The organism is Klebsiella africana (assembly GCF_020526085.1).
Classification (GTDB): Bacteria; Pseudomonadota; Gammaproteobacteria; order Enterobacterales; family Enterobacteriaceae; genus Klebsiella; species Klebsiella africana.
Genome location: NZ_CP084874.1, coordinates 3,973,900 through 3,999,145, shown reverse-complemented (window position 1 = coordinate 3,999,145; position 25,246 = coordinate 3,973,900). Strand labels below are relative to the sequence as shown.

The following is a 25,246-nucleotide window of genomic DNA, read 5'->3' as shown; positions in this document are numbered from 1 at the left end:
AATATACCATGGCAAAACTGGCGGCATTTGATATGGACGGCACCCTGCTGATGCCGGACCATCGTCTTGGAGAAAAGACGCTTTCCGCGCTGAAACGGCTGCGTGAGCGCGATATCACCTTGACCTTCGCCACCGGCCGCCATGTGCTGGAGATGCACCATGTGATTGGCGAATTTTCCCTTGATGCATTTTTGATCACCGGCAATGGGACGCGCATCCATTCGCTGGAAGGGGACGAGCTTTATCGCCAGGATCTCGCTCCCGAGGCGGCGGAAACGGTGCTACACAGCAAATGGGATACCCAGGCCAGCATGCACGTCTTTAACGATGGCGGCTGGTTCACCGGCCAGGCAAGGCCTGAATTATTGCAAGCGCATGTCTTCAGCGGCTTTCACTATCAACTGTGCGATCTGAAGCGCCTGTCGGCGCAGCATGTCACCAAGATCTGTTTCTGCGGCGATCATGACGATTTGCGCCGTCTGCGGATCCAGCTGAATGAGACGCTCGGCGATCGCGCATTTCTCTGCTTCTCGGCGATGGACTGTCTGGAGGTGCTGCCGGTTGGCTGCAATAAAGGCGCGGCGCTGGCGGTACTCAGCCAGCATTTAGGCTTCACCCTGCAGGAGTGCATGGCTTTCGGCGATGCGATGAACGACCGCGAGATGCTGGGCAGCGTTGGGCGGGGGTTCATCATGGGCAACGCGATGCCGCAGCTGAAAGCTGAGCTGCCGCATCTGCCGGTAATTGGCGACTGCCGGAATCAGGCAGTCTCCCACTTTTTAACACATTGGCTGGATAATCCTGATCTTCCTTATTCCCCCGAATAGAGAGACCCTTCCAGCAAGCCAGATAGTCTTCTATCTGGCTTTTTTTATCGCCTTTCGACCAGACCGGCGATCTCCGCCTGCCAGGGCGCAATATCGCCGATATTGTCCGCCACCCACTGCGGGTTGTAATAGCTTTCCAGGTAACGCTCGCCGCTGTCGCACAGGAGTGTCACTATCGAGCCGGTGCGACCCTCCTCGCGCATCCGCGCGGCCAGCTGCAATACACCCCACATATTGGTGCCGGTCGAGGCGCCGACCTTGCGCCCAAGCTGCGTTTCCAGCCACAGGGCGGTGGCTACGCTCGCCGCATCCGGCACACGCAGCATCTCGTCGACAACATCAGGAATAAACGACGGTTCGACGCGCGGGCGACCGATGCCTTCAATTTTGCTGCCGACCGGGCTGCGCAGACTGGCGTCGCGGGTCTGCCAGTAATCAAGGAATACCGAATTCTGCGGGTCAACGACCATCAGCTGCGTCTCATGACCCTGGCTGCGAATATAGCGGCCGATGGTTGCCGAGGTGCCGCCGGTGCCGGCGCTCATGACGATCCACGATGGCTGCGGGTGCGGCTCATGGCTCATCTGGCGGAAAATACTGTCGGCGATATTGTTATTGCCGCGCCAGTCGGTGGCCCGCTCGGCAAAGGTAAACTGATCCATATAATGGCCGTTCAGTTCGCGGGCCAGAGTCTCAGACGCGTCGTAGATTTCGCAGGCGCTTTGCACAAAATGGCAGCGTCCGCCGTAAAACTCGATCTGTTCGATTTTGCGCTTGGCGGTGCAGTAAGGCATCACAGCGATAAACGGCAACCCCAGCAGCCGGGCGAAATAGGCCTCCGAAACGGCGGTTGATCCTGAGGAGGACTCTATAATTGGCGTGCCTTCTTTGATCCAGCCGTTGCACAAGCCATAGAGAAACAGCGACCGCGCCAGGCGATGCTTCAGGCTGCCGGTGGGGTGAGTACTTTCATCTTTCAGATACAGGTGGATGCCCGGAAAAGCGGGCAGCGCCAGACGGATCAGGTGCGTGTCGGCGGAGCGCTGATAGTCGGCATTGATTTCGCTAATGGCGTGTTTAACCCAGGCGCTATTCATCGTGATTTCCTGTTTGTCATTTTGTGCCTAGCTTAGCGGAAAGGGGAGGGAAAATTGTTGCCATTTAATCTTTGGATTACCATTATGAGAGCAAAATTTTCTCTTAGGATGCCCGATGCTAGATAAAATTGACCGTAAGCTGCTGGCGCTGCTGCAGGAAGATTGTACCCTCTCTTTGCAGGCGCTGGCCGATGCCGTTAATCTGACCACCACGCCCTGCTGGAAACGCCTGAAACGGCTCGAAGATGAGGGGATTCTCCGTGGGCGCGTCGCCCTGTTGGACGCGGAAAAGGTGGGGCTGGGGCTGACGGCGTTTGTCCTCATCAAGACCCAACATCACAGCAGCGACTGGTACTGTCAGTTCGTTAGCGAAGTGACACAGATGGCGGAAGTGCTCGGCTTCTGGCGGATGGCGGGTGAGTATGACTACCTGCTACGGGTGCAGGTGGCTGATATGAAACGCTATGACGACTTTTATAAACGTTTAGTGAACAGTGTGCCCGGTCTGTCAGATGTCACTTCGAGTTTTGCCATGGAACAGATAAAATATACCACCGCCTTGCCTGTCGAATAACGGTATTGTGCCGTAACCCATTACAAAATCAGGATCTTACTGCTTGCGATTATTTGCTCAACTCAGCTGGTACTTCCGCCGGGAGTGGCGCCGCTATCTTGGCGCGATTGCCCTGCTGGCCATTATTGCCGTCCTGCAGCTTATTCCGCCGAAGGTGGTGGGCATTGTGGTGGATGGCGTGACGCAACAACATTACACCGCGGAGAAGGTGTGGATGTGGATCGGCGCGCTGGTGTTGATCGCGGTGATGGTCTACCTGCTGCGCTATGTCTGGCGCGTACTGTTGTTCGGTGCTTCTTATCAGTTGGCGGTCGAGCTGCGGGAAGATTTTTATCGGCAGCTGAGTCGCCAGCATCCGGCGTTCTATTTGCGCCATCGCACCGGGGATCTGATCGCCCGCGCCACCAATGACGTGGACCGGGTGGTGTTTGCCGCTGGCGAAGGGGTATTAACCCTGGTGGACTCCCTGGTGATGGGCTGTGCGGTATTGATTGTGATGTCGACGCAGATTAGCTGGCAGCTCACCCTGCTGGCGCTGCTGCCGATGCCGCTGATGGCCCTGGCGATTAAACGCAACGGCGACGCGCTTCACGAACGTTTCCGCGTGGCTCAGGCGGCCTTTTCCAGCCTCAACGATCGTACGCAGGAGAGCCTGACCAGCATTCGCATGATCAAGGCGTTTGGGCTGGAGGATCGCCAGTCGGCGCAGTTTGCCGCCGATGCAGCCGATACCGGCGCAAAAAATATGCGCGTGGCGCGCATTGACGCCCGCTTCGACCCCACCATCTATATCGCCATCGGGGCGGCTAATCTGCTGGCCATCGGCGGCGGCAGCTGGATGGTGATCCACGGCAGCCTGACGCTGGGCCAGCTGACCAGCTTCGTGATGTATCTTGGCCTGATGATCTGGCCGATGCTGGCGCTGGCGTGGATGTTTAACATTGTTGAGCGCGGTAGCGCGGCCTATGGCCGTATCCGCACGATGCTCGAAGAGGCGCCGGCGGTGGACGACGGGACCGAGGCAGTACCGGCAGGCCGCGGCGTCCTGCAGGTTGCTATTCGCGATTTCATCTATCCGCAGGCGAGCAAACCTTCGCTGGAGCAGGTTAATTTTACCCTCCAGCCCGGGCAAATGCTGGGCATCTGCGGGCCGACGGGCGCCGGCAAAAGCACCATTCTGGCGCTGCTGCAACGTCATTTTGACGTCACCAGCGGCGAGATCCGCTTTCACGATCTGCCGCTGCCGCGTCTGCAGCTCGACAGCTGGCGCGCCCGGCTGGCGGTAGTCAATCAGACGCCGTTTTTATTCTCCGACACCGTCGCCAATAATATCGCGCTGGGAAAACCGGATGCGACGGCGGAACAGATTGAGCGGGTGGCGCGGCTGGCCAGCGTGCATGACGACATTCTGCGTCTGCCTCAGGGCTACGAGACCGAAGTGGGCGAGCGCGGCGTGATGCTCTCCGGCGGTCAGAAACAGCGCATCTCTATCGCCCGCGCCCTGCTGCTGGAGGCCGAAATCCTGATCCTCGACGATGCCTTATCGGCGGTGGATGGCCGCACCGAGCACCAGATCCTGCACAACCTGCGCCAGTGGGGGGAGGGACGGACGGTGATCATCAGCGCCCACCGGCTGTCGGCGCTCACCGAGGCCAGCGAAATTCTGGTGCTGCAGCATGGGCATATTGCCCAGCGTGGCCGCCATGAGGCGCTGGCCGTGCAGCCCGGCTGGTATCGCGATATGTATCGTTATCAGCAGCTTGAGGCGGCGCTCGATGAGGTTCCGCAGGCGCAAGAGGAGGCCCTGGATGCGTAGCTTTACGGAACTCTGGCCGACGCTTAAACGTCTGCTGGCCTATGGTTCACCGTGGCGTAAGCCGCTGGCCATCGCGGTGGGGATGATGTGGATCGCGGCGGCGGCGGAAGTGAGCGGCCCGCTGCTCATCAGCTATTTTATCGACAATATGGTGGCGAAACATACGCTGCCCCTGAAGCTGGTGGCAGGCCTGGCGGCAGCCTATATTGGCCTGCAGCTGCTGGCGGCGCTCCTGCACTATAACCAGTCGCTGTTGTTTAACCGCGCCGCGGTCGGCGTCGTTCAGCAGTTGCGCAGCGACGTGATGGATGCCGCCCTGCATCAGCCGCTTAGCGAGTTCGACACCCAGCCAGTCGGACAACTTATCTCACGGGTGACCAACGATACGGAGGTGATTCGCGATCTGTACGTGACGGTGGTGGCGACGGTGCTGCGCAGCGCAGCGCTGATCGGCGCGATGCTGGTGGCGATGTTCAGTCTCGACTGGCGGATGGCGCTGGTGGCGATCGCGATTTTCCCGGCGGTGCTGATCGTAATGATCATCTATCAGCGCTATAGCACGCCGATCGTGCGGCGGGTGCGCGCCTGGCTTGCCGATATCAACGATGGCTTCAACGAAGTGATCAACGGCATGGGAGTGATCCAGCAGTTTCGCCAGCAGGCGCGCTTTGGCGAACGGATGCGCGAGGCCAGCTATGCCCACTATCTGGCGCGGATGCAGACGCTACGCCTCGACGGTTTTCTGCTGCGCCCGCTGCTGAGCCTTTTTTCCTCGCTGGTGCTGTGCGGGCTGCTGATGCTGTTTGGCTTTAGCGCGGCGGGCACGATTGAGGTCGGAGTCCTGTACGCGTTTATCAGCTATCTTGGGCGTCTCAACGAGCCGCTTATCGAGCTGACCACCCAGCAGTCGATGCTGCAGCAGGCGGTGGTTGCCGGCGAACGTGTTTTCGAGCTGATGGATCGCCCGCGCCAGGCGTGGGGTTCGGATGACGCGCCGCTGGGCAGCGGCCGGGTGGAAATTGACCATCTTTCCTTTGCCTACCGGGGAGACCGCCTGGTCCTGCAGGATATCACGCTGGATATTCCCTCCCGCAGTTTCGTGGCGCTGGTCGGACATACCGGCAGCGGAAAAAGTACCCTCGCCAGTCTGATGATGGGCTATTACCCGTTAACCCACGGGGAGATCCGCATCGATGGCCGACCGCTCTCTTCGCTCAGCCACAGCGCGTTGCGTCGGGGCATCGCGATGGTGCAGCAGGATCCCGTGGTGCTGGCAGATACCTTCTACGCTAACGTCGCGCTGGGTCGGGACATCAGTGAAACGCAGGTCTGGGAAGCGCTGGAGGCAGTACAGCTGGCGGCGGTGGCGCGCAGCATGAGCGAGGGTCTGTACACCCAACTGGGTGAGCAGGGCAATAATCTCTCCGTCGGGCAGAAACAGCTGCTGGCGCTGGCGCGCGTGCTGGTGGACACCCCGCAGGTTCTGATTTTGGATGAGGCGACGGCCAACATCGACTCCGGCACCGAGCAGGCGATCCAGCAGGCGCTGGCGAAGGTTCGCCAGCATACCACTCTGGTGGTCATCGCTCATCGGCTGTCGACCATTGTCGAGGCCGATACCATCCTGGTTCTGCATCGCGGTCAGGCTGTTGAGCGGGGCACCCATCAGCAGCTGCTGGCGGCGAAAGGCCGTTACTGGCAGATGTATCAGCTGCAGCTGGCCGGCGAAGAGCTGGCGGCCAGCGCCAGAGAGGAATCGCTCAGCGCCTGATGCACCACCAGCAGGCAGGGAACGCTGGGCGGCCTGCCATGGTGCAAAAACGTTACATGAAATGCACCGTCGTGGTGCATTTTTGCGCAGCAAATGTCTTTGCGCAGGCTATTGCCTGACCTGTCTTCTATTTTTTGCCATCAAAGGGCCGCTCTGCGGCCTTTTTTCATTTCTGGCATAGCCCTTGCTTTATATCCATCGTGTTAGCTGCGGCCATTACCGAATACTGACTGGAGGGGACTTATGAAGCTGGTTACCGTGGTAATCAAACCATTCAAACTGGAAGACGTGCGTGAAGCCTTGTCTTCCATCGGCATTCAGGGCCTGACGGTCACTGAAGTTAAAGGATTTGGCCGTCAAAAAGGTCACGCGGAGCTCTACCGCGGCGCCGAATATAGCGTCAACTTCCTGCCAAAAGTGAAGATCGATGTGGCGATTGCCGACGATCAGCTGGATGAAGTCATCGATGTCATCAGCAAAGCGGCTTACACCGGAAAAATTGGCGACGGCAAAATTTTCGTCGCTGAATTGCAGCGCGTCATTCGCATCCGTACCGGCGAAGCTGACGAAGCGGCACTGTAATTTCCAGACCACACAGTGATGGGGAACGAAACAATGAAAATGGCAACAATGAAATCGGGTCTGGGGGCATTAGCCTTTCTGCCGGGGTTGGCGATGGCCGCGCCTGCGGTGGCGGACAAAGCCGATAACGCGTTTATGATGATTTGCACCGCGCTGGTTCTGTTTATGACTATCCCGGGGATCGCGCTATTTTACGGCGGCCTGATCCGCGGTAAAAACGTTCTGTCCATGCTGACTCAGGTGATTGTCACCTTTGGCCTGGTCTGCGTACTGTGGGTAATTTATGGCTATACCCTGGCCTTCGGCACCGGCGGCAGCTTCTTCGGCAGCTTTGACTGGGTGATGCTGAAAAATATTGAACTGAAAGCGCTGATGGGCACCTTCTATCAGTATATCCACGTGGCTTTCCAGGGCTCGTTCGCCTGCATCACCGTCGGGCTGATTGTCGGGGCGCTGGCGGAACGTATTCGTTTCTCCGCGGTACTGATCTTCGTGGTGGTGTGGATGACGCTCTCCTACGTGCCGATTGCGCATATGGTCTGGGGCGGCGGTCTGCTGGCGACCCATGGCGCACTAGACTTCGCCGGCGGTACCGTTGTGCATATTAATGCCGCGGTCGCCGGGCTGGTCGGCGCCTATATGATGGGCAAACGCGTGGGCTTCGGTAAAGAAGCGTTCAAACCGCATAACCTGCCGATGGTGTTCACTGGCACCGCTATCCTCTACGTGGGCTGGTTCGGCTTCAACGCCGGCTCTGCCAGCGCAGCGAATGAAATTGCGGCCCTGGCCTTCGTTAACACCGTTGTGGCGACAGCTGCGGCTATCCTGGCGTGGACTTTTGGCGAATGGGCCCTGCGTGGTAAACCTTCACTGCTGGGTGCTTGCTCTGGGGCGATTGCCGGTCTGGTCGGCGTCACACCGGCGTGTGGCTATATCGGTGTCGGCGGGGCGCTGATCGTCGGTATCGCTTCTGGTCTGGCTGGTATTTGGGGCGTAACGGCGCTGAAGCGCTGGCTGCGAGTGGATGATCCTTGCGACGTCTTCGGTGTTCACGGCGTCTGCGGCATCGTCGGCTGTATCCTGACCGGTATCTTCGCGGCGACGTCTCTCGGCGGCGTCGGTTATGCGGAAGGTGTCACCATGGGCCATCAGCTGCTGGTGCAGCTGGAAAGTATCGCCATCACCGTAGTTTGGTCCGGCGTGGTGGCTTTCATCGGTTATAAAGTGGCGGACATGACCGTCGGGCTGCGCGTGCCGGAAGAGCAGGAGCGCGAAGGGCTGGACGTCAACAGCCATGGCGAAAACGCCTACAACGCCTGATAGAAACCCTTCTCCTTGTAGCAAAAAGCCTCCCGAACGGGAGGCTTTTTTTATGCGTTGCGGTTGCGCATTACCCCTTCCTGAACCGTTGAGGCAACCAGCGTGCCATCCTGGGTGTAGAACTCACCGCGAACGAAGCCACGGGCGCTGGAGGCCGAGGTGCTTTCGACACTGTACAGCAGCCATTCATTAATATTAAACGGCCGGTGGAACCACATCGAGTGGTCGATGGTGGCGACTTGCATGCCGGGCTCGAGGAAACCGACGCCGTGCGGCTGCAGCGCCACCGGCAGAAAGTTAAAGTCCGAAGCATAGCCCAGCAGATACTGGTGAATGCGCAGATCGTCGGGAACGGCGCCGTTGGCGCGCAGCCAGACCTGGCGCACCGGTTCGGCGATATGGCCTTTCATCGGGTTATGAAACGCCACCGGCCGGATCTCCAGCGGTTTATCGCAGAGGAATTTGTCTTTCACCTGCGGCGGCAGGAGATGCGCCAGCTTGCGAGCGATATCGGTTTCCGAAGGCAGGCCGTCAGGGGAGGGGGCGGCTGGCATTGCTTTCTGATGCTCATAGCCATTCTCTGGCGCCTGGAAGGAGGCGGTCATATAGAAGATCGGCTTCCCGTTCTGGATAGCGGCGACCCGACGGGCGCTGAAACTGTTGCCGTCGCGCAGCACCTCCACATCGTAGACGATCGGCTTCTGGCTATCGCCAGGGCGAAGAAAGTAACTGTGAAACGAATGCACCAGACGCTCAACGGGTACCGTCTCTTTTGCCGCATACAGCGCCTGACCCACTACCTGGCCGCCAAAAACCTGGCGCAATCCCAGGTCTTCGCTCTGTCCGCGGAATAACCCTTCCTCAATTTTTTCCAGATCTAACAATGCCAGCAGGTTAGAGAGTGCCTGACTCATACTTATCCTCAATTAACAATGGCGGCGCAGTGCGCGTAATGTCGCCAAGTATAACCTGGAATCGCAAGTGGTCCGATGGGTGTAATAATCTGAATAACGCCCGGTTAACAGGAACAAATCTGAGATCTGTGCCACACTTATTGACGACACGAAAGTTCCTGCCGGCGAAGCGGCGGAACATCCTCCTGGGTATTAAGGGATGATAAGGAGAACATCATGAAATTTGCCTATATGTTTAGTGCATTAGCCGTCGCCGCGACGCTGACCGCCTGTGCTAATCACAACTCGAACAATTCTTCGACTCAGGCGGCTGCGCCCGACCCTTACGGTATCGCGACACTGAGCGTGGCGCAGCAGCAGCCGAGCGTCACGGGGACGATTAATATCCGCCAGAGAATCGCTTTACCGCCGGATGCGGTACTGACGGTGACCCTGTCGGATGCTTCTCTGGCAGATGCGCCAGCCCGTGTATTGTCGCAAAAAGCGGTGCGTACCGAAGGCAAACAGGCGCCATTTAACTTTGCGCTGCCTTACAACCCGGCAGACGTGCAACCGAACGCCCGTATTCTGCTGAGTGCCGCGATCGCAGTTAACGGCCAGCTGATGTTTATTACCGATACCGTGCAGCCGGTCATCAATCAGGGGGGCACCCATGCCGACCTGACGCTGGTACCGGTCCAGCAAACCGCCGTTCCTGTCGCGCCATAAGCTCGCTGAGCCCCCAGAAGGGGGCTTTTTTTTGTCTTCAGTAAACCCAGCGATAGCGCTGGAGATCGATATGGCCGCTGCCGGAAACCTGAACCCCTTCAGCCAGCAAGGCTTGACGCTGTCGCTGAAGATCGGGCCCGGTGAGGGAGATATCGCCATGGCGATTGACAACCCGATGCCAGGGAAGGGTAGAGCCTTCCGGCAGGCGTTTCAGTACGCCGCCCACCTGACGCGCTGCGCGCGGTGAACCTGCCAGGCGGGCGACATCGCCGTAGGTCGTGACGTATCCTTCCGGTATCGACGCCACGATGTGCCAGACGCGTTGGGGAAATGAGTCGTGCGGATCCATGTTCTGTCCTGTTACCGGCAAAACGCCAGCATAAGCGCTGTGCCGCAGGCTGTACAGTCGACCAGGGTCAGGCGGGCTGTTCGACGGTGAACGTTAAGGCCAGGCCGAGGATCTGCATGCCATGGACATTGTCAGACGGTGAACTGGCGATCAAACTCTCAAGAAATTTCAGGCGCTGCGAGGCGGTGTTAATGATGAGCTTCGCGCGCAGACCCGGCAACGTGAGCGATGAAATGGGATATACCACCCGACCGCTGATGTAGACCGGCAGCTTACGCAGTTCGACCTGGCGCAGCACGCCGACGGTGGAATAGAGCAGTGCCAGCGGTGTGACCGCCCGTACCGGCGCCTGGCTGAGGGTCACGAAGTCCAGCATTTTTCCCGGACGCAAATAGTTTACGCCCTGAAAGGCGATGGTCATCCCTTCCATAGCGGGTAAAGGCAGAGTAATGGTCTGGGGTGATGAGTCAGTCATTCGAGTACCGTAGAGACAATATGCCGATTATAAAAGAAGGGGTAAGGTGGCTAAGTATGATGGATATCCCGCCTGTAAGCTGAGGGCGCGCTCGCAATCTCACCGGTTAACTGTGAGTTGTTGGTTTTATTCGCGTTATTGCACAATAAACCAGCAGGCAGTCGGTGTGCGCTTGCAATTCACCGGGTCAGCAGGGATAATGCGCCAGCGCGTTGGGTAACCAACGCTCTCAATGGGGGCTCTGTTGGTTCTCCCGCAACGCTACTCTGTTTACCAGGTCAGGTCCGGAAGGAAGCAGCCAGAGCAGACGACGTGTGTGCCGGGATGTAGCTGGCAGGGCCCCCACCCATTTCAGCCTGCCTGTTATTTCCCTTGTATTTATCCGGTCTTTACTCCTGCTAAAGTTTATTTCTGATAAAGATCACATATTATATTTGGTTGTTAAAACACCCCATTTTTATTCCATAATATTCACTTGTCATAAATCTGAAATTCTACTGAAATATTAATGTCATATCTTTGTCATAAATAAGGTGCATCTTATTGATGGGAATTTGTTGACCGATCCATGCTATAAAATATATCTCTGGATCAGCATGTTAACTTCGTGTATTAATTATGATGATTTTATTGCACGGGAAGCGTAGCTATGACCACAGTGGTTTTGAATGTAAAAATTGACGCCGAGTTAAAAGAGAAGTTGCGTCATTATGCGGAAGAGAATAACGAGAACCTGGGTACGGCAACGGAAAAGCTGTTGCAGCTGGCTTTTCAGCTTGAGGCATCAGCAGGTGAGGCGGGGGTGACAGAAGAGGACATTGACAGCCAGCATACCGAAGAGGAAGCGACGCCATTAACCCCTAAAGAAATCAAAGCATTAAGAAAACTTCTGAAGAAGAAAAAATGAAACAACAATTCTCTACAGCCAGCAACTATAGCGAAGCTTGCGATATGTTGCGCTCAGGATACGTCAAACACGTCCGCCTGAACTGGAATATCGGTAGTGATGAGTTTTTTCGCATTGCCTCCGACTGGTGTGATACCGGCGCTAAAATTAAAAAAGATGAAGATGGTTTTATTATTTCCTTGAAAGGGTTTCCCATTCCGCGCCAGCATTAATGAAATTGTCCTGTTTCTGTCATTGGTTTGCCATAACCAGAGGGCAGAATATCCCGGCAATTTTATAAAAACATCTCATATACCTCATGGATGATGGTCATTTGACGGGCTGAAATCAGCCCGTCGATATTTTCTTATATTATTTTTCGCAAACGTGTATTTTCCTTCTGTTCAGTAAGGCTTTGCCACAGCGGTTGTAGTGTGGAGAAGGCCTGGCGCAATGCGTCATCCGGCAGCGTAAACGGTAGCCGTAAATAGCGATCGAACGCCCCTTCCAGACCAAATCGCGTGCCGGTACCAATATGTATCCCCTGGCTTTCCGCGCGTGCAGAGAACAGGGTGGCCAGCATGTCCGGCAGCTCCACCCAAAAAGAGAGCCCACCTTCCGGCGGCGTAAAGCGCCAGCGGGGAAAATACTCCGCCATCAGCGTTTCGCACATGTCCCGGCGCGCCTTGAGCATTTCCCGCCGCGGCGGCAGCAACGTTGCGGCATTGTCCAGCAGCCAGCTGCAGGCCAGTTGCTCCAGCAGCGGCGTACCCAAATCCAGCGAATCGCGGGCCTGAATAAGCGAGGCGATGGTTCGCGCACTGGCGCGGATCCAGCCGATGCGCAGTCCTCCCCAGAAACTTTTCCCGGCCGAACCAATGGTGATCACCGCGGCATCGGGATTAAAGCTGGCCAGCGGCGGAGGCGGCGGCGCGTTATACCAAAGGTCGGCCATGGTTTCGTCGATTACCAGCGTTGTTCGCGTCCTGGCGGCGATATCCGCGACCCGCTGGCGGGTGGGGGCATCCATACAGCGCCCGGTGGGATTGTGAAAATCCGGCATCAGCCACGCCAGACGTGGCGCGGTCTGCGCAATAGTCGCCGCAAGTCCGTCGCAGTCCCACCCCTGCTGCGGAAGTGCGACCCCGACCGGGCGGCAGGAGGCACCCTGAATCGCGCTAATGGCCATAGGATAGGTTGGGGCGTCAATGACCACCCGGTCACCCGGCCCGGTGAACAGGCGCAGGATCAGCGCGAAGGCGCTAAGGGCGCCGTTGACCACCATCACTTCATCGGGCCGCGTCGGCAGACCGCGTTCGCTATAGCGCCGGGCAATAGCCTCCCGCAGCACCGGCAGCCCCTGCTGGTCATAGCCAGTCTGTGCGAGATAGGGCGGCAGCAGGGTCATGGCGTGCTGGAAGGCCTGATGGACCTCCGGCCCGGCGCTCAGCGCGGCGGTAGAGAGATTCAGCGTAGATGAGATGCCGGTAGGCAGAGGAAGATCGGCGGGGCGTTCCGGCAAAACAATGCGTGACCCGCTCCCCTGGCGGCTGTAGAGATAACCTTCCTCCCGCAACTGGCCGAGCGCGCTGGTAATGGTGGTCCGGCTGACGTTCAGGGCCGCCGCCAGCTCGCGCTCGCCGGGCAGTCGCGTTTGCAGCGTCAGGCGACCATCAAGGATCAGCAGGCGGAGCGCTTCCGCCAGTTGGCGCCATAGCGGTGTGCGTGAGCTGGACTCCTGCCAGTTGCCGAGCAGGCGTACCAGGGATTGGGTTCCAAAGCGTCGGGCTGACATAGCGATCCACTTTTCCAAAACTGGCCATTAATTATCAGTCCATTTTTGCTGATGATGAGGGCATTCGCAATGATGTTGAGGAAAAAATATGCTTCGTCGCCTGCTGCAGTTATATATTGGTCTGGTGCTTTACGGCGTGTCCACGGCGCTCTTCGTGCATGCCAATCTTGGCGCCGATCCGTGGGATGTTTTCCATCTCGGGGTGGCAAAACAGTTGGGGATCAGTTTCGGTACGGTGATTATTCTCACCGGCGCGGCGGTGCTGCTACTGTGGATCCCAATCCGCCAGATGCCAGGCCTCGGCACGGTGAGCAACGTCATCGTGCTGGGGCTGGCGGCGGACGCCACGCTGGCCGTCCTGCCGCCGCTGGAGTCGATGGTAGCCCGCAGTACGCTGCTGGTGGTGGCGATTGTGCTGAACGCTATCGCCACCGGGATGTATATTGGCGCGGGCTTTGGCCCCGGGCCGCGCGATGGCCTGATGACCGGTCTGCATGCTCGCACCGGTTGGTCACTGCGCGGTATCCGGACGGCGATCGAGCTTTCCGTACTGCTGATTGGCTGGCTGCTGGGGGGCAAATTTGGCGTCGGGACCGTCATCTACGCGCTGGCGATTGGCCCGCTGATCCAGCTGTGCCTGCCGTGGTTTAGCCGACCCGTCACTCGCAAAGCGGTCAGCACTCCCCAGCAAACCGTCTCCTGAATTAATGACTCGCCCTCTTCATCACGGAGAGGGCCTTTCATCGCTTACAGGCCGCTCAGGCCATGAAGCATCATGTAAATCCCCACCACGATGATCAGTAAGCCTGAGATCCAGGGCGCCTTGCGCGAGAGGTCGTTAAGCCACGGCCAGCGACGGGTGGCATGTTTGAGGCTCAGGGCGGCGATGGCCCCGGAAGCGACCAGCGTCAGCGCCAGACCGACGCTAAAGCCCAGCACCAGCGTGGCACCCAGCGAGAATTTCTTCAGCTGTAAACAGATAAGCAGCACGGTAATGGACGCCGGGCAGGGGATCAGCCCGCCGGTCAGGCCAAACAGTACGATCTGCCCGGTCGTCACCTGGCGGCCATCGAAGCGTCGATTGATCTCCTGCGCATGAGCCCGCTGATGTGCGTCCTGCCACTCTTCCGCCACCAGCGGCGCGGCGGATGAAGGCGCATGGTGATGGTCATGTTTATGGTGATGATGTTCATGTTCATGTTCATGTTCATGAGCGTGCGGATGATGAGAGTGCGTATGGGGCTGCGATTCGCGCCAGGTGCGCCAGAGCATCCAGCAGGCAATCAGTACAATCGCTATCCCCGAGATCAGCTGAAACCACGGTTCAGAGGTCTGTGCGTTCCAGCCGCGGCCAAACCATAGGCCGGCCATAGCGATCAGCCAGACGACCGCCGTATGCGAAACCGTCGCCGCAAGCCCCAGCAGTATCGCCTGCTTTAAGGTTCCCCGTACCGCCACGATAAAGGCGGCCATCATGGTTTTAGAGTGCCCGGGTTCGAGGCCATGAAGAGCGCCGAGCAGTATCGCGCTGGGAATAAACAGCCAGGCATTGCCCTGCTGCAAAAGGGAAGTGAAATCGTTCATATCGGGATCCTTGCCAAAAGTGCGTTTATCCTACTCCCCCCCAGTAGTAAAATACTACCCCCCAGTAGAAAAAGCGGCGGGTAAAAGGGATCATGCTATGCTGGCGGGCGTTGCCGGCGTCGAGGGCCGGACAATGAAGAACAGAATGAAACGGTGGATCGTGCAATGTCACATACAGTTCGACACAAGAAGATGTTACTGACCCGGCTGAAGAAAATTCAGGGGCAGAGTTCCGCGTTAGAGAAAATGCTGAATCGCGACCATGAGTGCGCTGAGGTGCTACAGCAGCTGGCGGCGATCCGCGGCGCGGTCAACGGCATGATGCTGCAGGTTATTCAGGGGCATCTGACCGACCATGTGGTGAAAGAACCTGAAGAGACGCAGCGTGAAGCGGATCTGGAGACGGTGATGCAGGTCATTAAATCCTATCTGAAGTAGCGCCCCCTGACGTTCTGTACAGGCCACCTGCCGCTTAATGCGCATGGAGGTGATTTTCCGCCCACAGAATGAACTGCTCTTTTGGCAGCGCTTTGCTGTACAGCCACCCCTGGGCGTACTGAACGCCATGCTGTCGTAGCCAGTCGCGCTGGCTTTCCGTTTCCACCCCTTCGGCAACGGTGGCCAGATTGAGCGCTTTGGCCATTTCAATAATGTGCGGCGTCAGTGGCCGGTATTCGAGGGTATCGACAAAGGATTTATCGATTTTCAGCGTGTCGACGTCCAGCTCCTGCAGATAGCTCAGGCTGGAGTAGCCGGTGCCAAAGTCATCAATCGAAATGCGGTGGCCGGCCTGACGGTAGTGCGCGATCACCGGCAGGGTGCTCTCCGGGTCGACAAACCCGCGCTCGGTGATCTCAAGGATGATCTGTTCAGCGGCGATCCCCCAGTGCTGCAGCTGATCGTGTAACAACGTCGGCAGGGTGGGCGAGCGTAAATCATCCACCGACAGGTTGATGGAGATATGTATTTCCGGGCGCTGCCGCAGCCAGGGCCCCAGGTCGGTAAAAATTTTCCTGACGATATCTTCCGTTAGCTGCGTGATAAGCCCGGTCTGTTCGGCCAGAGGAATAAAAATATCCGGCGATAAAAAGGTGCCATCGGGTTGCTGCCAGCGGGCCAGCGCTTCTGCGCCGGCAATTTTCCCGTCCTGCAACGAGATTATCGGCTGATAGTAAACCTGAATCGCTTCGGAGTTGAGTGCGTCCAGCATACTGTTGCGTGGTGAACGCAGGTGCCTGAGCAGGCGCAGCAGCAGCCAGGTGGCGAGCAGACTGGTGAAGATGCCGGCAGGGAGCCAGAAGATCAGCTGCTGTCGAATGCGCTGCTGCAGCGGCAGGGTGGAAGACCAGGTCACGATGCCAGAGCCCAGCTCGGGAATGCGCTGGATCCGGTAGACCGTGTTATCCAGAGTGAGCATATCCACATGTGGATCTTTTATACGTTGCCAGACTTTCGCCGGCAGCGGTTGACTGCTGATCACCATTTTCAGGTGGTCCAAACCAAACAGCATGGTATGGATCTTCTCTTCGCTGGCGGGAACCACATCGATAAAGGAGATGGGATCGATCATCACCATATGCTGTTGGCTGCCCATGGCTGTCATCTGATGATCGAGGCCAAGATCGTTAATTGAGGTTAGCCAGGTGCGATAGCCGTCGGGGGCAATGTGGTCCGGCGGTGGAAAGGTGACCGCGACGCTATGGTCTTCCAGGGAGGAACATTGTGGTACGGAATCGCGTAGCCAGAGCACTTCCTGGATATAGCGGTGAGTGTAGGCAATGCGGCGGAGCGTAAGCAGATGTTCAGGGCTACAGGAGGCGGCGGTGTGTGCGTCGGCCTCTCGCAGCGCTTCCCGGGCCTGGTCAGCGACCTGCAGCGTCCGAACGACGATACGGTTGGAATAATCATCCAGTTCACGATAGAACTGCATTTTGGCCTGCCGCGCTGCCTGCCAGATGCTGAAGGAGATGGGCAGGATGATGGCCAGTATCAGCACCCCTGTAAACAGCGCTACCAGATGCCGGGTCCTCATGCCTGTATCCTTTTTATCTCGCGGGTTGCCATCAGTATATGCGAAAGATAAACCCGGCGCAGCGGGAGAAAGAATGCCGCTCAGGGAAAAAAGCCGGCATCACAAGCGCCTGCGATGCCGGGAGAGAAGGATGATTCCGATGCAGCAGAATAAAAATGAGGGTGTGAATGCCGGGCAGGGTGTATTCCGGCATTCAGTCACAGCATACGCTGCGCAGATGACAGCAATATGTTAGCTAGTGCGCATCCGGAGCCGTGATGTCGGCGCTGATGCGCAGATCGTTCTCATCAAACACCATGCAGAAGCGGTCGTCGAAGGCCAGATTAATCTTCTGCCACGGGCGGAAATGGACGTCGCCGGGCAGCAAAACCTTGACGTTATCGTGGCCGTAGCACTGGCCAAACAGGTAAGTATTGTTACCCAGACGCTCCACCACTTCACACTGAAACTCCACCACCGTACCGGTAGTAACCTCCGGAGTGAGGTGTTCTGGCCGGATCCCCAACGTTACCGCGGCGCCGGGCTTCAGCGGTTGGGTGGCGATGTTCAGGGTCAGCTGATGCTCCTGCGCGAGGGTGACCGTTAGGCGTTCCGGCTGCCAGTCGCTGACGACGGCCGGCAAAAAGTTCATCTTCGGCGAGCCGATAAAGCCGGCGACGAATTTGTTGACCGGATTGTAATACAGCGCCATCGGCGAACCCATTTGTTCGACCTTTCCGTAGTTCATGACCACGATTTTATCGGCCAGGGTCATCGCTTCCACCTGATCGTGCGTGACATACACCATGGTGGTTTTCAGCTCCTGGTGCAGGCGGGCAATATGCAGGCGCATATCGACGCGCAGCTCCGCATCAAGGTTAGAGAGCGGCTCATCGAACATAAACACCCGGGGATTACGCACGATCGCGCGGCCAATGGCCACGCGCTGCCGCTGGCCGCCGGAGAGCTGCTTCGGTTTACGGTCCAGCAGGTGCGAGAGCTGCAGGGTTTTGGCCACCATTTCCACCTGGCGGCGGATCTCCTCCTTCGGCACCTTATTCACCTTCAGCCCGTAGCCCATATTCTCCGCCACGGTCATATGCGGATAGAGCGCATAGGACTGGAAGACCATTGCTACGCCACGGCGGGCGGGCACCACATCATTCATCACCTCATCGCCGATCAGCACTTCTCCTTCGCTGACCTCTTCCAGCCCGGCAATCATGCGCAGCAGCGTCGATTTTCCACAGCCGGAAGGGCCGACGAAGACCGCAAACTCGCCATCTTCAATATCGAGATTGACCTGGTGCAGCGTCACCGTGCTGCCGAACCTTTTGGTGACATTCCTCAGTCGTATATTGGACATCCACATTCCCCGGAGTGAGTAGCTGTTATTTGCCGTTGGTTTGTCACTATGCTGAGCGTGATTTGTATTACGTGTAACAAATCGGTGTGACGATGTTCAACAGCAGTAAAGTCATCGCCCGACTATAACTTCCGCGGATTTTGCGCCATACAGGGACGTTTCATTTCTGCAAGGATGATCACACAACTGGCAGCTTATGGTAGTTTTATCAACGATCAAAGCGTAGCGTATAACAAAAGCGAATCAGAACATGTTTTCCATGTAACACGGCAGTTTGAAATGATTTATTTTTCTTACTGACAGACGTAAGTCACATAAAAACCATTAAATTGTTATACCTTCACATGAGGTTGATAATGAAAAAGAACACGCTTGCTGCACTAATCCTTACCACCCTGGCGGCGGGGCAACTCACCAGCCTGCAGGCGCATGCCGCCGGCCAGCTCAACGTCTGGGAAGACATTAAGAAATCCGCGGGTATTAAAACCGCGGTCAGTGATTTTGAGAAGCAGTACAACGTGAAGGTCAATCTGCAGGAGATGCCTTATGCCCAGCAGCTGGAAAAGCTGCGCCTTGACGGGCCGGCGGGTATCGGGCCGGACGTGCTGGTGATCCCGAATGACCAGCTCGGCGGTGCCGTGGTTCAGGGACTTCTCTCGCCGCTCAATGTCGATCAGGCGAAACAGGATGCCTTTACGCCAGCCTCCATCAATGCCTTCCGCATGGACAACGCGCTGTACGGGATCCCGAAGGCGGTGGAAACCCTGGTGCTTATTTACAACAAGGACCTGATCGACAAGCCGCTGGACAGCCTGCAGGCCTGGCTCGACTACTCGAAGACCCAGCGCGAACAGAACAAATACGGCCTGCTGGCCAAGTTTGATCAGATCTACTACAGCTGGGGAGCCATTGGCCCGATGGGCGGCTATATCTTCGCTAAAAACGACAGCGGCGGCTTTAATCCGCAGCAGGTGGGCCTCAATACCCCCGGCGCCGTGGAAGCTGTCACCTTCCTGAAAAAATTCTATGCCGAGCAGGCCTTCCCGGCGGGGATCCTCGGCGATAACGGGCTGAATGCCATCGATTCGCTGTTTACCGAGAAAAAAGCGGCGGCGGTGATCAACGGTCCCTGGGCCTTCCAGCCGTATGAAGCTGCAGGCATCAACTATGGCGTGGTGCCGCTACCAACGCTGCCGGACGGCAAGCCAATGAGCTCCTTCCTCGGCGTGAAGGGCTATGTGGTATCGACCTGGAGTAAAGACAAAGCGCTGGCGCAACAGTTTATCGAGTTCATCAACCAGCCGCAGTATGTGAAAGCCCGCTACATCGCAACCGGTGAAATTCCGCCGCTGAAGGCGATGATTGACGATCCGGTGATTAAAAACGACGAAAAGGCGAGCGCTGTCGCCGTACAGTCGGCGCGGGCAATGGCCATGCCGGGCATTCCGGAGATGGGCGAAGTGTGGGGGCCGGCCAACGCCGCGCTTGAACTGAGCCTTACCGGCAAGCAGGCGCCGCAGGCCGCGCTCGATAACGCGGTGAAACAGATCAAGATGCAGATCGAAGCAATGCAGGCCAGCAATCAGTAATTCACCGTCACGTGAAGTCACAGAGCGGGAGGGGGACCTCCCGTTTGTAGAAGGAGTCGAGTGTGAGCATCCATTCCAGCGAAAATTTTAGCGACGCGCGCGGGCCCGGGCGGCATGCGTGGTGCGGCCTGCTGCTGGCAATCGTGCCGGGTTTTGGTCAGTTTTATCATCGCCAGTGGCTGAAAGGGCTGGTCTTCCTGGTGCTACTGAGCAGCTTTCTGGGTATTTTTTATGATTTCCTGCGCGAGGGGCTGTGGGGGCTATATACCCTGGGCGAGGAGGTACCGCGGGATAACTCTATCTTCCTGTTAGCCGAGGGGATTATCAGCGTACTGATCGTCGCCTTTGGCGTGCTGATCTATTTTCTCTCGCTGCGTGATGCGTGGCTCAACGGTAAAAAACGTGATGAGGGGATCGCCCTCAACAGCGTGCGTAAGCAGTACCAGATGCTGCTGAGCGACGGCTTTCCATACCTGATGATCACCCCGGGCTTTATTTTGCTGGTCTTTGTGGTGATCTTTCCGATTCTGTTTGGTTTCGCCATCGCTTTCACCAACTACAACCTCTACCACACACCGCCAGCGAAGCTGGTTGACTGGGTGGGGCTGAAAAACTTCGTCAATATTTTTACCCTCTCCATCTGGCGCTCCACTTTCCTGGATGTGCTGCAGTGGACGGTGGTGTGGACGCTGCTGGCGACCACTTTGCAGTGTACGGTGGGCGTGCTGTTGGCCATTCTGGTCAACCAAAAAGATCTGCGCTTTAAGCCGTTGATCCGTACCATCTTTATTTTGCCGTGGGCGGTGCCGGGGTTTGTCACCATCCTCGTCTTTGCCGGGATGTTCAACGACTCCTTCGGGGTCATCAACAACGCGATCCTGTCCTTCTTCGGCATCAGTCCTAAGGCATGGCTCACCGACCCGTTCTGGACCAAAACGGCGCTGATCATGATGCAGACCTGGCTTGGCTTCCCGTTTGTGTTTGCCATGACCACCGGCGTGCTGCAGGCGATCCCGGACGATCTGTATGAAGCCGCAACGATGGACGGCGCCAGCGCGTTTACCCGTCTGCGCACCATCACTCTGCCGCTGGTGCTGTACGCGATCGCGCCGATCATCATCACCCAGTACACCTTCAACTTTAATAACTTCAACATCATTTACCTGTTCAACAACGGCGGTCCTGCGGTGGCGGGCTCTAACGCCGGCGGGACGGATATTCTGGTGTCGTGGATCTATAAGCTGACGATGTCCTCGTCGCAGTACGCCATCGCGGCGACCATCACGATCCTGCTGTCGATCTTTGTCGTCGGCCTGGCGCTGTGGCAGTTCCGCGCCACCAAATCCTTCAAAAATGACGACATGGCGTAAGGGAAGCAACATGGCTCAATCACCCAGTATTAAACGCGAAAAGTGGATCCGACTCTCTCTCACCTGGCTGGTGGTCATCCTGGTCTCGGTGGTGATTATCTATCCGCTGGTCTGGACGGTCGGGGCGTCGCTGAACGCCGGCAATAGCCTGCTCAGTACCTCAATCATTCCGGAAAATGTGTCGTTCCAGCACTATGCCGATCTGTTTAATGGCAATGTGAATTACCTCACCTGGTACTGGAACTCGATGAAAATCAGCTTCCTGACCATGGTGCTGACCCTGATTAGCGTTAGCTTTACCGCTTACGCCTTCTCCCGCTTCCGCTTTAAAGGGCGGCAGAACGGGCTGATGCTGTTCCTGCTGCTGCAGATGATCCCGCAGTTTTCTGCACTGATTGCGATCTTCGTCCTGTCGCAACTGCTTGGCCTGATTAACAGCCATCTGGCGCTGGTGCTGATCTACGTCGGGGGGATGATCCCGATGAATACCTGGCTGATGAAGGGGTATCTCGATGCGATCCCCAAAGACCTGGATGAGTCCGCTCGCATGGACGGCGCCAGCAGCTTTCGCATCTTTATCGAGATCATCATGCCGTTGTCGAGGCCGATCCTCGCGGTGGTGGCGCTGTTCTCGTTCACTGGTCCGCTGGGGGATTTCATCCTCTCCAGCACCATCCTGCGTACCCCGGATAAATACACGCTGCCTATCGGTCTGTATAACCTGGTGGCGCAAAAAATGGGTGCCAGCTACACCACCTACGCGGCGGGGGCAGTGCTGATCGCCGTACCGGTGGCGATCCTCTACCTGGCGTTACAAAAATACTTCGTCTCCGGCCTGACCTCGGGCAGTACTAAAGGATAAGCACATGAAAAGATTCACACCCGCATGGCTTGCGGTTTGTCTGGCATGCAGTTTCTCCACCTCTTCTCTGGCCGCGGACGCGCTTGAAACCCGCGCGTTTCAGGGCATGCCAGCGGACTTTATCAAAGGCGCGGATATCTCCACGCTGCTGGATGCGGAAAAACACGGGGCGACCTTTTACGACCAGAATAATCAGCGCAAGGATCCGATCGCCATTCTGAAAGAGAACGGCGTCAACTATGTCCGCCTCCGTCTGTGGGTCGATCCGCAATCGGCGAGCGGCGAGGACTATGGCGGCGGGAACAATGATCTGGCCACCACCCTGGCGCTGGCGAAGCGGGCGAAAGCCCAGGGGATGAAGCTGCTGCTTGATTTTCATTACAGCGATTTTTGGACCGATCCCGGCAAGCAGTTCAAGCCGAAAGCCTGGGAAAAGATGGATTACCCGCAGCTGAAAACGGCGATTCATGACTATACCCGCGATACTATCGCCCGCTTTAAGCAGGCGGGCGTTCTGCCGGATATGGTGCAGATTGGCAATGAAATCAACGGCGGCATCCTGTGGCCGGAAGGGAAAAGCTGGGGGCAGGGTGGCGGAGAATTCGACCGGCTGGCCGGCCTGCTGAACGCGGCTATCGATGGCCTGAAGGAGAACCTGCGCCACGGCGAGCAGGTGAAAATCATGCTGCATCTGGCCGAAGGGACCAAAAATGATACCTTCCGCTGGTGGTTTGATGAGATTGATAAACGCCATGTGCCGTATGACGTGATTGGGCTGTCGATGTACACCTACTGGAATGGCCCGATCAGCGCTCTGAAGGCCAATATGGATGACATTAGCAAACGCTATAACAAAGACGTTATCGTCGTCGAGGCGGCCTACGCCTATACCCTGGCCAACTGCGACAACGCGGAAAATAGTTTCCAGGCGAAAGAAGAAAAGGATGGGGGATATCCCGCCACCGTACAGGGACAATATAACTATATTCACGATTTAATGCAGGCGGTGGTTGATGTGCCTGACCAGCGCGGTAAAGGTATTTTCTATTGGGAGCCTACATGGATTGCCGTGCCGGGAAATACCTGGGCCACGCCGGCGGGAATGAAATATATCCATGACGAGTGGAAAGAGGGCAATGCACGTGAAAATCAGGCGCTATTTGATTGTCAGGGAAAAGTATTGCCGTCGGTAAAAGTATTTAATTAATTTTTTGTCGTTCTTTTCAGGAAGTTTATTATGAATAAATTTGCACCTTTACATCCGAAGGTTAATACGCTGCTGCATGGCGCGGATTATAATCCGGAGCAATGGGAGAATGACCCCGATATTATTGATAAAGACATTGCCATGATGCAGCAGGCAAAATGCAATGTGATGTCGGTGGGAATATTTAGCTGGGCGAAACTTGAGCCACGCGAAGGGGTATTTGATTTCGCCTGGCTGGACACTATTCTGGATAAACTGTATGCCGCCGGTATACATGTTTTTCTGGCCACGCCGAGCGGCGCGCGTCCGGCGTGGATGTCGCAACGCTATCCGCAGGTTCTGCGGGTAGGGCGCGATCGGGTGCCGGCCCTGCACGGCGGCCGTCACAATCATTGTATGTCGTCGCCGGTCTATCGCGAGAAGACCCTGAAAATCAATAGCCTGCTGGCAGAACGTTACTCCTCACACCCGGCCGTGCTGGGCTGGCATATTTCCAACGAATATGGCGGTGAATGCCATTGCGATCTCTGCCAGAACCGTTTTCGCGACTGGCTGAAGGCGCGTTACCAGACCCTGGAGAATCTCAACCAGGCCTGGTGGAGCACCTTCTGGAGCCATACCTATACCGACTGGTCACAGATTGAATCGCCTGCGCCGCAGGGCGAGGTGTCGATCCACGGTCTCAATCTTGACTGGCATCGCTTTAACACCGCTCAGGTGACCGATTTTTGCCGCCATGAAATTGCTCCGCTGAAAGCGGCGAATGCCGCTCTGCCAGTGACCACCAATTTTATGGAATATTTCTACGACTACGACTACTGGCAGCTGGCGGAGGCGCTGGATTTCATCTCCTGGGATAGCTATCCGATGTGGCACCGCGATAAAGACGAAACTGCGCTGGCCTGCTACACCGCGATGTATCACGACATGATGCGCAGCCTGAAGGGCGGCAAGCCGTTTGTGCTGATGGAGTCCACACCGGGCGCCACCAACTGGCAGCCGACCAGCAAACTGAAGAAGCCGGGAATGCATATTCTCTCCTCGCTGCAGGCGGTGGCGCATGGCGCCGACTCGGTGCAGTATTTCCAGTGGCGGAAAAGCCGCGGTTCGGTTGAGAAATTTCACGGCGCAGTGGTCGACCACGTCGGACATATTGATACCCGCATTGGCCGCGAAGTCTGCCAGCTCGGCGAGATCCTCAGTAAGCTGCCGGAGGTGAGGGGCTGTCGCACCGAGGCGAAAGTAGCGATTATCTTCGACCAGCAGAACCGCTGGGCGCTGGATGACGCCCAGGGGCCGCGCAATCTTGGGATGGAATATGAGAAGACGGTCAACGAGCACTACCGCCCGTTCTGGGAGCAGGGCATCGCCGTCGATGTGATTGACGCCGATGTTGATTTAACGCCGTACCAGTTAGTGATTGCCCCAATGTTATATATGGTGCGCGACGGCTTTGCCGGGCGGGCGGAGGCGTTTGTCGCCAACGGCGGCCACCTGGTGACCACCTACTGGACCGGTATTGTCAATGAGTCCGATCTCTGCTATCTCGGCGGCTTCCCGGGCCCGCTGCGCAATCTGCTGGGGATCTGGGCGGAAGAGATCGACTGCCTCAATGACGGCGAGTTTAATCTGGTGCAGGGACTTGCCGGGAATCAGTGCGGTCTGCAGGGCCCTTATCAGGTGCGCCATCTCTGCGAACTGATCCATACCGAGAGCGCCCAGGCGCTGGCCACCTACCGGGATGATTTTTATGCCGGACGGCCGGCTGTGACGGTGAACGAGTTCGGGAAAGGCAAAGCCTGGCATGTGGCCTCCCGCAACGATTTAGCCTTCCAGCGCGATTTCTTTACCGCCCTGAGCAAGGAGCTGGCCCTGCCGCGAGCGATTGCGACGGAGTTACCACCCGGCGTGGTGGCTACTGCGCGCACCGACGGTGACAACGCATTTATCTTCCTGCAGAACTACAGCGCCCAAAACCATACCCTGACCCTGCCGCAAGGGTATTGGGATTGCCTGACCGACGCGGCGGTGTCGGCTCCACTGACCCTGTCGGCATGGGATTGCCGTGTTCTCCGTCGTCACGCGTAATTTCTTCTTTTCCACGCCTGCTCTGACGAGCAGGCTTTTTTTTATCTTAAACCTG

24 protein-coding genes and 1 other RNA gene are annotated in these 25,246 nt (G+C 57.2%); 17 read left to right on the top strand and 8 right to left on the bottom strand.

What is annotated here, in order from left to right:
• The first annotated feature begins 8 nt into the window (after positions 1–8).
• Positions 9–827 carry an HMP-PP phosphatase gene (gene cof, locus LGL98_RS19305; protein ID WP_136033461.1) on the top strand — a complete coding sequence of 273 codons (819 nt, stop codon included), beginning with the start codon at positions 9–11 and terminating at the stop codon, positions 825–827.
• A gap of 44 nt (positions 828–871) precedes the next feature.
• Here the strand turns inward: cof and LGL98_RS19300 are convergent, their stop codons facing one another.
• Positions 872–1,924: a PLP-dependent cysteine synthase family protein gene (locus tag LGL98_RS19300; RefSeq protein WP_136033459.1), complete on the bottom strand. Its 1,053-nt coding sequence runs from the start codon at positions 1,922–1,924 to the stop codon at positions 872–874.
• Positions 1,925–2,039: 115 nt separating this feature from the next.
• On the opposite strand from LGL98_RS19300, the gene LGL98_RS19295 reads away from it, so the two are divergent.
• The 5 genes from LGL98_RS19295 (at position 2,040) to amtB (ending at position 7,987) form a co-directional block, all read left to right on the top strand.
• The gene (locus tag LGL98_RS19295) at positions 2,040–2,498 is read left to right on the top strand and encodes an Lrp/AsnC family transcriptional regulator (RefSeq protein ID WP_002891873.1); all 459 of its coding nucleotides are present in this window, start codon (positions 2,040–2,042) and stop codon (positions 2,496–2,498) included.
• A gap of 43 nt (positions 2,499–2,541) precedes the next feature.
• Entirely contained in the window at positions 2,542–4,314 is a 1,773-nt protein-coding gene (locus LGL98_RS19290; RefSeq protein WP_136033457.1) for a SmdA family multidrug ABC transporter permease/ATP-binding protein, read from the top strand.
• Positions 4,307–6,085: a SmdB family multidrug efflux ABC transporter permease/ATP-binding protein gene (locus LGL98_RS19285; protein WP_136033455.1), complete on the top strand. Its 1,779-nt coding sequence runs from the start codon at positions 4,307–4,309 to the stop codon at positions 6,083–6,085. Before LGL98_RS19290 ends, LGL98_RS19285 begins: the two co-directional genes overlap by 8 nt.
• Before the next feature lie 243 nt (positions 6,086–6,328).
• The gene (glnK, locus tag LGL98_RS19280) at positions 6,329–6,667 is read left to right on the top strand and encodes a P-II family nitrogen regulator (protein WP_002891893.1); all 339 of its coding nucleotides are present in this window, start codon (positions 6,329–6,331) and stop codon (positions 6,665–6,667) included.
• A 33-nt stretch (positions 6,668–6,700) separates the two neighbouring features.
• Positions 6,701–7,987 carry an ammonium transporter AmtB gene (gene amtB, locus LGL98_RS19275; protein WP_168435370.1) on the top strand — a complete coding sequence of 429 codons (1,287 nt, stop codon included), beginning with the start codon at positions 6,701–6,703 and terminating at the stop codon, positions 7,985–7,987.
• Between the two features lie 50 nt (positions 7,988–8,037).
• On the opposite strand, the gene tesB is transcribed toward amtB, so the two are convergent.
• Complete coding sequence (gene tesB / locus LGL98_RS19270; protein WP_136033453.1) at positions 8,038–8,901, bottom strand: acyl-CoA thioesterase II; 864 nt, start codon at positions 8,899–8,901, stop codon at positions 8,038–8,040.
• A 216-nt stretch (positions 8,902–9,117) separates the two neighbouring features.
• Here tesB and LGL98_RS19265 point away from each other — a divergent pair, with 216 nt between their 5' ends.
• Positions 9,118–9,609: a YbaY family lipoprotein gene (locus LGL98_RS19265; RefSeq protein ID WP_136033451.1), complete on the top strand. Its 492-nt coding sequence runs from the start codon at positions 9,118–9,120 to the stop codon at positions 9,607–9,609.
• A gap of 37 nt (positions 9,610–9,646) precedes the next feature.
• Here LGL98_RS19265 and LGL98_RS19260 read toward each other — a convergent pair whose 3' ends face one another.
• Together LGL98_RS19260 and LGL98_RS19255 are read right to left on the bottom strand one after the other, a co-directional pair.
• Positions 9,647–9,958 carry an MGMT family protein gene (locus LGL98_RS19260; protein ID WP_136033449.1) on the bottom strand — a complete coding sequence of 104 codons (312 nt, stop codon included), beginning with the start codon at positions 9,956–9,958 and terminating at the stop codon, positions 9,647–9,649.
• A gap of 67 nt (positions 9,959–10,025) precedes the next feature.
• Positions 10,026–10,433, bottom strand: coding sequence for a dTDP-glucose pyrophosphorylase (locus LGL98_RS19255; RefSeq protein WP_136033447.1), 408 nt, complete (start codon positions 10,431–10,433; stop codon positions 10,026–10,028).
• A 242-nt stretch (positions 10,434–10,675) separates the two neighbouring features.
• Between LGL98_RS19255 and ffs the strand changes: the two genes are divergently transcribed.
• The 3 genes from ffs (at position 10,676) to LGL98_RS19240 (ending at position 11,552) form a co-directional block, all read left to right on the top strand.
• Positions 10,676–10,772, top strand: an RNA gene (gene ffs, locus LGL98_RS19250) — signal recognition particle sRNA small type.
• 310 nt (positions 10,773–11,082) lie between these two features.
• The gene (locus tag LGL98_RS19245) at positions 11,083–11,340 is read left to right on the top strand and encodes a hypothetical protein (protein ID WP_136033445.1); all 258 of its coding nucleotides are present in this window, start codon (positions 11,083–11,085) and stop codon (positions 11,338–11,340) included.
• Positions 11,337–11,552: a hypothetical protein gene (locus tag LGL98_RS19240; RefSeq protein WP_004142688.1), complete on the top strand. Its 216-nt coding sequence runs from the start codon at positions 11,337–11,339 to the stop codon at positions 11,550–11,552. Before LGL98_RS19245 ends, LGL98_RS19240 begins: the two co-directional genes overlap by 4 nt.
• Positions 11,553–11,686: 134 nt before the next feature.
• Here the strand turns inward: LGL98_RS19240 and yczR are convergent, their stop codons facing one another.
• Entirely contained in the window at positions 11,687–13,114 is a 1,428-nt protein-coding gene (gene yczR, locus LGL98_RS19235; protein ID WP_136033443.1) for a MocR-like transcription factor YczR, read from the bottom strand.
• Positions 13,115–13,202: 88 nt separating this feature from the next.
• Here yczR and yczE point away from each other — a divergent pair, with 88 nt between their 5' ends.
• A complete protein-coding gene (gene yczE, locus LGL98_RS19230; protein ID WP_136033441.1) occupies positions 13,203–13,817 on the top strand; it encodes a membrane protein YczE in 615 nt (204 codons plus the stop codon).
• Positions 13,818–13,861: 44 nt separating this feature from the next.
• On the opposite strand, the gene LGL98_RS19225 is transcribed toward yczE, so the two are convergent.
• Positions 13,862–14,698, bottom strand: a complete 837-nt coding sequence (locus LGL98_RS19225) for a nickel/cobalt efflux protein RcnA (RefSeq protein ID WP_136033439.1) — start codon at positions 14,696–14,698, stop codon at positions 13,862–13,864.
• Between the two features lie 165 nt (positions 14,699–14,863).
• On the opposite strand from LGL98_RS19225, the gene LGL98_RS19220 reads away from it, so the two are divergent.
• On the top strand, positions 14,864–15,136 hold the full coding sequence (locus tag LGL98_RS19220) for a metal/formaldehyde-sensitive transcriptional repressor (protein ID WP_136033436.1): 273 nt from the start codon (positions 14,864–14,866) through the stop codon (positions 15,134–15,136).
• A 34-nt stretch (positions 15,137–15,170) separates the two neighbouring features.
• Here LGL98_RS19220 and LGL98_RS19215 read toward each other — a convergent pair whose 3' ends face one another.
• Positions 15,171–16,730 carry a cyclic di-3',5'-guanosine monophosphate phosphodiesterase PdeB gene (locus LGL98_RS19215; protein WP_136033434.1) on the bottom strand — a complete coding sequence of 520 codons (1,560 nt, stop codon included), beginning with the start codon at positions 16,728–16,730 and terminating at the stop codon, positions 15,171–15,173.
• Positions 16,731–16,965: 235 nt separating this feature from the next.
• Positions 16,966–18,075 (bottom strand): ABC transporter ATP-binding protein, encoded by a 1,110-nt coding sequence (locus LGL98_RS19210; protein WP_136033432.1) that lies wholly within the window; start codon positions 18,073–18,075, stop codon positions 16,966–16,968.
• A gap of 356 nt (positions 18,076–18,431) precedes the next feature.
• Between LGL98_RS19210 and LGL98_RS19205 the strand changes: the two genes are divergently transcribed.
• The 5 genes from LGL98_RS19205 to LGL98_RS19185 all read left to right on the top strand — a co-directional run bounded on the left by LGL98_RS19205 (position 18,432) and on the right by LGL98_RS19185 (position 25,191).
• Positions 18,432–19,664 (top strand): maltodextrin ABC transporter substrate-binding protein, encoded by a 1,233-nt coding sequence (locus LGL98_RS19205; RefSeq protein WP_025710680.1) that lies wholly within the window; start codon positions 18,432–18,434, stop codon positions 19,662–19,664.
• A gap of 62 nt (positions 19,665–19,726) precedes the next feature.
• Positions 19,727–21,034: a carbohydrate ABC transporter permease gene (locus LGL98_RS19200; protein ID WP_008805425.1), complete on the top strand. Its 1,308-nt coding sequence runs from the start codon at positions 19,727–19,729 to the stop codon at positions 21,032–21,034.
• A gap of 10 nt (positions 21,035–21,044) precedes the next feature.
• Positions 21,045–21,896, top strand: coding sequence for a sugar ABC transporter permease (locus LGL98_RS19195; protein ID WP_000079398.1), 852 nt, complete (start codon positions 21,045–21,047; stop codon positions 21,894–21,896).
• Between the two features lie 4 nt (positions 21,897–21,900).
• Positions 21,901–23,103: a glycoside hydrolase family 53 protein gene (locus LGL98_RS19190; RefSeq protein WP_136033430.1), complete on the top strand. Its 1,203-nt coding sequence runs from the start codon at positions 21,901–21,903 to the stop codon at positions 23,101–23,103.
• A 30-nt stretch (positions 23,104–23,133) separates the two neighbouring features.
• Entirely contained in the window at positions 23,134–25,191 is a 2,058-nt protein-coding gene (locus LGL98_RS19185; protein WP_136033429.1) for a beta-galactosidase, read from the top strand.
• The last annotated feature ends 55 nt before the right edge of the window (positions 25,192–25,246 follow it).